The 11,152-nt window shown below is 52.9% G+C and carries 4 protein-coding genes; 3 read left to right on the plus strand and 1 reads right to left on the minus strand.

Annotated elements, in window-relative coordinates:
* Positions 1-40 precede the first annotated feature (40 nt).
* Positions 41-754: a Crp/Fnr family transcriptional regulator gene (locus C7W93_RS19830; RefSeq protein ID WP_108441951.1), complete on the plus strand. Its 714-nt coding sequence runs from the start codon at positions 41-43 to the stop codon at positions 752-754.
* A 125-nt stretch (positions 755-879) separates the two neighbouring features.
* Here the strand turns inward: C7W93_RS19830 and C7W93_RS19835 are convergent, their stop codons facing one another.
* A complete protein-coding gene (locus C7W93_RS19835) occupies positions 880-2,181 on the minus strand; it encodes an NCS2 family permease (protein WP_108441952.1) in 1,302 nt (433 codons plus the stop codon).
* Between the two features lie 431 nt (positions 2,182-2,612).
* On the opposite strand from C7W93_RS19835, the gene C7W93_RS19840 reads away from it, so the two are divergent.
* On the plus strand, positions 2,613-4,433 hold the full coding sequence (locus C7W93_RS19840) for a ShlB/FhaC/HecB family hemolysin secretion/activation protein (protein ID WP_225869944.1): 1,821 nt from the start codon (positions 2,613-2,615) through the stop codon (positions 4,431-4,433).
* Positions 4,434-4,547: 114 nt separating this feature from the next.
* Positions 4,548-11,147, plus strand: a complete 6,600-nt coding sequence (locus C7W93_RS19845; protein ID WP_108441954.1) for a filamentous hemagglutinin N-terminal domain-containing protein — start codon at positions 4,548-4,550, stop codon at positions 11,145-11,147.
* Positions 11,148-11,152 lie beyond the last annotated feature (5 nt).

An 11,152-nucleotide genomic window follows, 5' to 3' on the forward strand; every position in this document is an offset into this window, starting at 1 on the left:
ATTGCTGTTATATTGTTGTTAATTTTTTAAGCGACCAATCATGACGAATGTGGGAGGTGTTGACGTGACCGGACGACATCTTGTTGAGCAACTCTCCATGCATGCATGGTTTGTAGGACTTGCCCCAGAGCATCAGGCGCTAGTCACCAAAACTGTCGTCGTGCAAAACTTTGCTTCCGGTGCCTTTGTAGCGCGGCGCGGCGAGCTTTCGCACTATTGGATAGGCGTGCATAGCGGCTTGATTAAGCTGGCTATTTACAATCAGGACGGACGCAGTTGTACCTTTTCCGGGATTCCCGCAGGTGGCTGGGCGGGCGAGGGCAGTGTGATTAAGCGCGAATTACGTAAATACGACGTGATTGCTGTGCGTGATGCAGAAATTATGTTGATTCCGGAGCCAACGTTTTCCACTTTATTAGCCGAAAGCTTGCCCTTTACCGGCTTCGTAATTCGTCAGCTGAACGAGCGCATGGGTGAGTTCATTTCCTCTGTGCAAAATACCCGGTTGCTGAGTACAGATGCGCAGGTTGCGCTGGCGATTGCGCAATTATTTCATCCTGTGTTGTATCCGCGAACGATGGCGATATTGGCATTTTCTCAGGAGGAAATCGGCTTGCTGACCGGATTGTCACGTCAAAGGGTCAATCAGGCTTTGAAACAACTCACCAAATTGCAATTGGTCACGACGTCCTATCAATCGATACAAGTGGTGGATTTGGAAGGGTTGCGGCGTTTCGGTCTGGCGCAATTGTAAATTGTGCTGGTTTAAGCATACCTAACGCTGTGTAGGTATAAGCCGTCAAAATACCAAATAAAAAGGGAGTCTGTTTTAAAACAGACTCCCTTTTTTACGTGCTATCTATAGAAAATTAGCCGACTTTACTCAGCGCCGAGATGGATAAATCGGAATAAAAATACCGCTGCAATTATCCACACGACGATTTTGACTTCCTTAAAGCGCCCGGTCAGCAGTTTTAATGCTGCATAGGAGATAAAGCCGAATGCAATCCCGTTGGCGATGGAATAGGTGAACGGCATCATCAGCACTGTGATTACGCCGGGCACGCTTTCGGTGCTGTCATCCCAATCCAGATGCGCGACTTCGCGCAGCATCAAACAGGCGACATAAAACAGTGCTGGCGCGGTCGCATAACCGGGCACCGCGCCCGCCAACGGCGCGATAAACAAGCATGCCAAAAACAATATCGCGACGGCCAACGCGGTCAGCCCCGTACGGCCACCGGCTTGCACGCCCGCGGCGCTTTCGATATACGCCGTGGTGCTGGAGGTGCCCAGCAATGTGCCTGCAACAATCGCGCTGCTATCAGCTAACAAGGCGCGATTCAGGCGCAGCATTTTGCCATTCTCGACTAGCCCCGCACGCGTTGCAACGCCCATCATGGTGCCGGTTGCATCAAACAATTCTACCAGAAAAAATACCAACACGATGTTCATCACACCCATCGACAGCGCGCCCATGATGTCTAGTTTGAATAACGTTGGCAATATCGATGGCGGCATTGAAAACACGCCCATAAAGGTATTTCCGCCAATCAAAAAACTTAGTATCGTCACCGTCACAATTCCGATCAAAATGGCACCTTTGATCTTGAAGCGGTCGAGCGTGACGATGATCAGGAATCCGACAATCGCCAGAATCGCTGGCATTTTATGCAGATCGCCCAAGGTGATAAAAGTCGCTGGATTGGCGACAACGATACCGGCAGTTTTAAGTGAAATCAGGCCGAGAAACAGCCCGATACCGGCGGTGATGGCAATCCGAATGCTGGGCGGAATCCCGTTCACGATGATTTCTCGTACGCCGACCAGACTGATAATCAGAAACAGGCAGCCGGAAATAAAGACCGCGCCCAGTGCGACTTCCCAAGGCACGCCCATCCCTTTGACGACCGTGTACGCAAAGTAAGCGTTCAGGCCCATGCCCGGTGCCAGTGCAATCGGATAATTCGCGTAGCAAGCCATGATCAGCGTGCCCACCGCAGCGGCGATACAGGTCGCGACGAACACTGAATCTTTCGGCATGCCAGCATCGCCGAGGATCGCCGGATTGACGAAAATGATGTACGCCATCGTCAAAAACGTCGTCAGTCCTGCGATCAATTCGGTACGCACATCCGTACCGTTATCTTTTAATTTGAAAAATTTCTCAAGAAATTGCATGGTGTCTCCTCTGTTATCAGAAGACGGTGGTGGCACGCGACCCACGACGTCGAAATAGGCCCACAACTGTCTCTTTATAAGTTTTTAGTTTTTGTGATGTTGACGGGCTAGTTGTGTCCTGCACAAGATGCAGCTTATCCGCAATGTAATGTGTTACAGATTGCGGTGTTTAGGCCGCTTTCCACCGGATAGCAGATATATAAATTGGATGATAACCGTTGTTACGGAATATTGCTTGTTTTGCAAGTATTGAAAATATTAACGCACTTATAAGCCTCGATAAAACACTATTTTTAAGATAATTGCCTATAAGTAACGGTTTTACACGCGATTTTAAGAATTGTCTGCCTCATTTCGAGATTTATCGCATATCTATCCCCTGGTGCTGCTTTGTAGACTATGCCTTTGATTAATTGCAAAGAAGGCAATCTTTGAAAAAGTATCTTGTATCGGTTCCCACTTATCTTTTTGTGCGGCCTTTTTTTCAACATGTGTGGACTTTTTTGCTGTCGACCAGCGCCACGTTTATCATCAGCATCGCATGCATCCAGACAGCCCAAGCCGCTCCAACGATTCAAACATCTGCCACCGAAGAACAACGCCGTCGTAGCCAGGCCGAAGCACTGGCGCGTCAACAGTCGTTGCAGGCGCCAAATGTTGATCTGAGGACGAGCACGCCCCTGTCGACAACAGAGGCACAGTTTGATGGGATAAATGCACTCTCCTTGCCGACCGATGCATCTTGTTTCACACTACAACGCGTTGTACTCGCTGTGCCGCCGCAGCTTTCCCCTGTGCTGCAACTGGCGGGAGCCAGCGCATTATTGTTCGATCCTTTTCGTTTTGCCCGAGACTACTTACAACAATACGCCGGTGCCTGTGTCGGCAAGGACGGGTTAAATCTGATAGTCCAGCGGCTGTCTGGTTTAATCCTGCGCCATGGTTATAGCACCAGCCGCGTTGGTATTCCCACGCAGGATTTATCACGCGGTACGCTCACGCTGGCATTGATACCCGGCGTGATTCGGGCGCTACGCTTCACCGATCCGGTACCGTACGGCACCTGGAAAAATGCTTTTCCTACCAGCGCCGGACGCTTGCTTAATTTGCGTGATCTCGAGCAAGGACTGGAGCAGATGAAACGGATCCCCAGTCAGGACGTGGACCTGCAAATCGTCCCCGGTACTGTCCCCGGCGAGAGCGATATCTTGATTGCCGTGAATCGCGGGAAGCCATGGAAATTGAGCGCCAATCTCGATGACAGCGGCGCGCAAGGAACAGGTAAATTACTGACCGGTTTCAATTTTAGTCTCGACAATCCATTGGGCCTGAGCGATATGTTTAACATCGGTATCAACACCGATGCAGATCGCAAAGCCGGACAACATGGGACCAGCGGTAACAATTTTTATTACGCGATGCCTGTGGGTTACTGGCGATTCTCAGTCAGCGCCAGCAGCCTCGATTATCACCAGAAAATTGCCGGTATCGATGAAGAGATGGTATCAAGGGGCGATGCGCGTAATCTGGAGTTCACCGTTGATCAATTATTCCAGCGCAATCAATCTCAAAAAAATAGCTGGCAATTTAAAGTCGGCAAACGCTGGAGCCATAGCTATATCGGTGAGACCGAACTCGACGGCCAAAAGCGCAATACCACCTTTGCTGAACTTGCATGGGTGCATAAACATTATTTTGGGAATGCAAACCTCGATATCACCTTTGCTAATCGCTGGGGCGTGTCGTGGTTCAACGGGCAGGGTGACGTGGACTATGGCAACTCGTCCGACGGAATTTTTCGTTACACGTTGCAAAGTATTGACGCTACGCTCGTCGCACCGTTCAGCGTAGCCCGGCAACCGCTGACCTACATCGGCACGCTGCGCGCTCAACATTCCCGCTCTCCTTTATATCTCTCAGAACGATTGACGATCGGCAATCGCTATACCGTGCGCGGCTTTGATGGCGAACTGACGCTGGCGGGTGAGCGCGGTTTTTTCTTTCGCAATGAGCTAGATATTCCCTTGTCCCAAAGCGGCCAATCGGCGTATGTCGGCATTGATATCGGCAAAGTTTACGGCCCCAGTGTGCAGGATTTATTAGGCGACAAACTCGCCGGAGCCGCAGTCGGTCTGCGTGGTGGGTATGGCGGATTTAGATACGACTTGTTCTCCAGCTGGTCGCTTTATAAGCCGGAAGGCTTTCGCACCGCAACGCCGTTGGTCGGCTTCAATCTGACCTATCAATACTAAGGCTTGCTTACATCCCGCAGCGGTGCGATTGCCGTTGCTTTTTGCGGCCTCTCGGCACTTCTATTGTCGTCAGATATTTCACACTGGCCGCGCTTACTTTTAATTGGATCAACTATGAACAAGCAAGCCTACCGCGTTATTTTTAATCAAAAGCGCGGGATGCTGATGGCGGTCGCAGAGACCGTTGCCAGCCAGGGTAAAAGTACCGGCGCTGGCGGCATGTCGCGCAGCGGTAAAGCGCACGGCGCAAGGCTGTTGAAGCTGATCTATTTGAGTGTCGCCATCGCGGCGGTATTCGGCAGCATCACGGTAGTGCACGCGCAAATCGTTGCGCTGCCGAACGCTGGTGCCCATCGTCCGACGATAGATCGCACCGCCAACGGGCGGCCTTTGGTGCAGATCGTTGCCCCCAACGCTGCGGGAGTTTCGCATAACCACTATCAGCAGTTTAATGTCGATAGAAACGGGGCGATCCTGAACAATGCGCGCGGGATCGTGAAGACTCAACAAGGTGGATTAGTCGATGGCAATCCTTATCTGCACAATGGCAGCGCACGGATTATCCTCAACGAAGTCAGGGGTGGAGGACGCAGTCAACTGAACGGTTATACCGAAGTGGCAGGACAGCGTGCCGTAGTTATCATTGCCAATCCGAATGGCATCAGCTGTAGTGGCTGCGGCTTTATCAACACCACGCGTGGCATGTTGACCACTGGTATGCCGCAGTTCGGAGGGGACGGCAGCCTCAACGCTTTTCGTGTCACTGGCGGCGATATTCAGGTGGGCGACATGCATGGAGGCAATATCGATCAAGTCGATCTGATTGCGCGCAGCGTAAAAGTCAACGGTCAGCTATGGGCGAAACAGCTCAATGTCATCGCCGGTGCCAATCAGGTCAATTACGCCGATCTTGGCGTACAACTGATTCAGGGACAGGGTGCAGCACCAACGGTCGGGATTGACGTGGCGCAACTCGGCGGGATGTATGCCGGTAAAATCCGCTTAGTCGGCACCGGTGCCGGAGTCGGTGTGGTCAGTCTTGGCACCATCGCTGCCTCAGCGGGCGATATCAGCATCGACAGCCATGGCAAGATCACACTCAACGGCAAGACCAGCGCCAGCAGCCAGATTGCTTTGCGTAGTGATGGCGATATTGCCAATAGCGGGACCTTGTATGCGCGACAGGCAATGCAACTGCGCAGCGCCGGACAGCTCAGCAATAGTGGGGATATTGCCGCGCAAAGCGATTTGACGATCACCGCAACGGATATTGCCTCCACCGGCACGTTGGCTGCGGGTGCAAACGCCGAAGGCAAGATCACCCAAGCAGGCAAATTAATGCTGACCGCCAGCGGCGGAGTCAGCGCCACTGGAGAAAACACTGCAGGCGGCAATCTCGCTATCACCGGCAGCAGCATCAATTTGAATCATGCGCAAACCAGTACGCTCGGCGATGTTGATCTGCGCGCCACCGCAGGCGATATCGATCACACTGGCGGCAATTTACAGGCTAGCGGCACCACGACGCTGGACGCTAGTGGAGCATTGATCAACGACAATGGAATTGTGCATACTGCGCAATTCAGTAGCGACGCGGTCAGCCTGTCGAACGTAGCAGGTAAAATCATTCAGTCAGGCACCGGGGACACACGTATCACGACCCGCGACGGCATTGATAATACTGGCGGCATGCTTTCCACGAATGCGCAGCATGTCCGATTGCAGGCAGCCAATGTTAAGAATGATGCGGGACGGCTCCATCAGGGTGGCACGGGGTCGTTGGCGCTGACTACTGGCACGTTGGGTAACGTTAACGGCATTATCGACAGCAACGGTAACCTGACGTTAAGCGCGGCCATGCTCGATAACCAACGCGGGCAAGTACGCGCTGATGGCAGCGCCACGGTGGCTATCGCCGGTGACCTCAACAACATTCAAGGCGTTATTCAGACCGACAAAGCGTTACTGATTGATGCCGTCAATATCGACAACAGCGCCGGTCGCCTCGTCTCTCTCAATGCCGATGGACTGACCATTACCGCTAGCGGCGAGGTGCTCAATCTTAAAGGGACAACGGCTGACAGTAATAATCCAGAAGGCGGGCGCATCAGTGGCAACGGTAACGTCATGCTAACCGCAGCGAATGTGCGCAACAGCGGCAATATCATCGCGAATCATGACCTGAACGTCAACGTCAGCCAATTGTTCGATAACAGCGGTGGACGACTTGCCGCAGCGAATACCTTGCAACTCCACGCCGCTGAATTGACCAATGCACACGGCGCGCTGGATGCGTCACGTATCGACGCCACCGTCGCACAGCTCGACAATAACGCGGGCAACATCATCGCCCGACAACTCTCACTGCTCAGTACTAATCTCAGCAATCAGCACGGCAGTATTACCCACTTTGGGCAAGACGCCAGCCTGATCGCGGTTACTGAAAAATTCGACAACAGTAACGGCGGCACGCTTCAAGTCAACAGCACCAATTTAACGCTGGCATCGCAATCCTTGAATAACGATGGTGGAACAATTGCACATGCTGGCGTGGGCAGTTTGAACATCAATGTCGGCGACAGCGCACTGCATAATCAACTGGGTAGCATCGCCAGCAATGGCCGATTGGCGGTGACTGCGACCAGTATCGATAACCGTCGCGGTCATTTACGTACCGCACGCGATGTTGTACTGAATATCGCTGGTGACCTCAACAATACCCAAGGCACAATTCAGGCGGAAAAAGCAGTGGAGATCGATGCCACCAATGTCGATAACAGCGCTGGTCGGATCATTTCCCTGAGTGCGGATGGCTTGATGCTCAATGCCAGTGGACAACTGACCAATATCGCAGGGCGCACCGAAGAGGGTAGCCAAGGCGGCACGCTCGGCGGTAATGGTGATGTCAGGCTAAATGCTACGAATATCGTTAATAGCGGATTAATCACCGCTAAAGATAATCTGAATGCCACGATTAAAGGTTCGCTGGACAACGATGGCGGTCGTCTGGCTGCCGGTAAAGCGCTGCAACTACAAGCGGCTGCACTGACCAATGTAAAAGGTTTGATTGATGCCAGTACAGTCAACGCGACGATTGCGCAGCTCGACAATACCGCAGGAAAAATGTCCGCCGGCCATTTGACGATACACAGCAATAGTCTGAGCAATCAACAAGGCGCCATCGCGCAATTTGCCAAAGAAGGTACCACCGTCATCACGGTTGCCGGCACGCTCGACAACAGTAACGGCGGCACTATTCAGACGCGCAGTACCGATGCAATTTTCAGCGCAAAAGCCATCAATAATGACACTGGCACGATTGACCATGCTGGCAACGGTGGACTGACCGTCGATAACAGCAACGGCAATCTCAGCAATCAAAAAGGCCACATCGCGACTAACGGCAATCTGGCGTTGAAAGGAAGTGATCTTCAAAATCAGCGGGGAAAAATCCTTGCCAATAGCGAGCTAAGCCTCGCGCTTGATGGCGATCTCAATAATACAAAAGGCACTCTGCAAGCACAAAAAGCATTACACATCAGCGCAATCGATATAAACAACAGCGCCGGGCGCATCGCTTCTTTGAATGCCGATGGCTTGATGCTTGATGCCAGCGGCCAACTGACCAATACTGCAAACGGGACCATCGGCGGCAATGGCGATGTCATGCTGCACTCTGCTAATCTGATGAATAGCGGCGATATCACCGCCAAGGAGAGTCTTGGTGCCGTCGTTGGCGATGCACTTAATAACAGCGACGGTCGTCTGGCTGCCGGTAAAACGTTGCAACTACAAGCAGCCGTCCTGACTAACGAAAATGGCCTGATTGATGCCGCTACCGTCAGCACCGTGACGACCCAACTCAATAACAATGCTGGCAAAATCCTGGCCACTCGGTTGGCAATTAATAGTCATCAGCTCACCAACCAACAAGGCCAGATCGCCCAGTTTGGCAGTGGCGGCGCTACCGTCATTGCGATTGCCGAGAGTCTTGATAACAGTCGCAGCGGCACGATTCAAGCCAACAGCATTGATTTTACGCTGGGTGCAAAAACGCTGAACAACGATAGCGGCGCGGTGATTCATACAGGTGAAGGCGTTTTGGATATCAAGGTTGATGGCGGGCTGAGTAATAAACAAGGCCGTATCGCCAGCACGGGCGGGCTGATGCTGGCCGCGACAAACATTGACAATCAACGTGGGCAGTTACTGGCAGATGGCGACGCGGTTCTTACTGTTGCCGATGACCTCGACAACACGCAAGGTAGCGTGCGCGCAGCAAAGGCATTGCAGATATATGCCACTGATATCGATAACAGCGCCGGCCGTCTCACTTCTGAAAATACCGACGGTTTCACTCTCAACGCCAGCGGCCAACTGAAAAATATCGCAGGGATCGCCGCGGATGGGGCAGCAGGAGGGGTAATCGGCGGGAATGGCGATGTCAATCTGCGTGCCGGGATGCTGCACAATAGCGGCGACATCACTGCCAATGATAATCTAGATGTGGCGGTCGACAATCTGCTCGATAACAGCAGCGGACGTATTGCCGCCGGTAAAGCGCTGCAACTTCAAGCCGCAGCCGTCATTAACCGGCAGGGCAGAATGGATGCGGCACGGATTAATGCCGCGCTGGCCCAACTTGACAATAACGACGGTCGCATCACTGCCAATCAACTCAGCCTTCACAGTACTGATCTGAGCAATCAGCGCGGCAGCATCATCCAACTGGGACGCGAGGCTAGCAGCATCGACGTCGCAGAATCACTCGACAATAGTGATGGCGGTCTGATTCATAGCAATAGTACCGATCTGTCACTGACTCCGAAATACCTCAATAACGATGGTGGTGTGATTGCGCTTGGCGGGACCGGCGTTCTTAACATCAACCTAGATCGTGGAACGGCTATGTTGCACAATTCCGGGGGCAACATTAGTAGTAATGGTCAACTCACGGTCGTGGCCTCGGCGATTGACAATCGTAGCGGTGTCCTCTCCGGTCAGCAGCAGACTGGCATCCTTGCCACGCAAAGCGACATTGACAACAGCGCCGGTGGCTACGTTGGCGGCAGCTACGTCGTGATCGATGCGATGGGGCATTTGAATAACGCCGGCGGCAAGATTGAAGCCAAGAAAAATGGTCTGTATATCAATGCGAATAGCCTAAATAATGCTGCCGGGACCGTGCAAAGCCTGAGAGAAGGGGCAGACTCGGGCGCGTTGTCGATGCGCGTGGCGCACAGAATCAACAATGGCGTTGTCAATGGTGTCGGCGGCTTTATTGGCAGCGCTGGAACCATTAGCGTGCATGCTGCTGAGGTCAACAATTCCGGCGGTACGGTGTACGCCAAAGAGGATCTTACGGTGTATGCCGATAGCGAAGGCTTCGATGGATTTGATGGCGGCATCACTAACATTGACGGCGTTATGCAAAGTGGCACTGCGTTACGTGTTGAGGCCAGCGGCGCAGTTCTCAACCATCGTGGCCGGATTGAAGCCAATGGCCGTGATGCTATCTTTACCGTCTCCGGCAGCAGTCTGGATAATACGGCAGGCCGTCTGGTGAACGAGGGCACCGGCCTGACGCAGATCAATGGCGGTAACAAGATCAGCAACACCAACGTCGCCAATACGAAAGATACAGGCATCATCGGCGGCAATGGCGACGTGATTTTAACGGCGATGCAACTCGACAACAGTGCGCACGGCCAGATAATCGCTGCCGGTAACGTTAAGCTTCAGATCAGCCAGCATCTCGACAATAACGCCGGTACGTTGTACGCGGGACGACAACTGCAATTCGATCAACGCAATGCAGCGTTGACCAATATCGACGGCAATATTGGTGCCGCTGGCAATATTGCTCTGACGGTTGCCAGTCTCGACAACACGCAAGGACTTATCGGCAATACTTCCGCGCAGGCTTCCACGGTCAAGCGCGATGACGATGGCATGGATGGCGATATCGCCCTTGAGATTGGCAACACGTTGACTAACGATGCCGGGACGATAGGCAGTGCGCGCAATCTGCGATTGAATGCCAACGCGCTGTCTGGGGAAGGCAAAGTGATCGCCGGACAAGATGGTGCAATTAGCTTGCAAGGCGATTATGTCAATACCGCAGGCAACAGGCTCAGTGGTAACCGTGATTTTGTGTTCGCGACCACTGGCAACCTGACCAACAGTGGCGACATCGAAGCGGTTCGCCATCTGACATTACGCGCCGCGAATGTCGATAACCAACACAGTGGCTTGATCAACGCGGGCGATGGCAACACGATTATTCGCGCTGCTGGCGGCATCACCAACACCGGGCGGATATACGGCAATGATATTGCGCTCGGCGCCCAGATTATCATTAACGATGTCGATGCTCACAGCAAGCAGGCGGGCGTCATCGCTGCCCGTAATACGCTAAATATCGGCGCACAAAACATCATTAATCGTGACCACGGCTTGTTGCAAAGCATGGGCGACATGATGCTAGGCGGTGCGTTGGACGTGAATAATCGCGCCACTGGCCATGCCGACACCATTTTGAATGCATCCGCCACAATCGACGCTGGTGGTGCATTGCGGATGGCCACCGCCATGCTCATCAATCAGAATAACCACTTCAGCACGGAAATGCAGGTTGACCCGAGCAAAACGCTGCACGTCACCGAATATCGTTCTTGGGCGGGCGAACCCTGGTTTCGTGCCGATCAAGTCTGATTTGA

The organism is Glaciimonas sp. PCH181 (assembly GCF_003056055.1).
Classification (GTDB): domain Bacteria; phylum Pseudomonadota; class Gammaproteobacteria; order Burkholderiales; family Burkholderiaceae_D; genus Glaciimonas.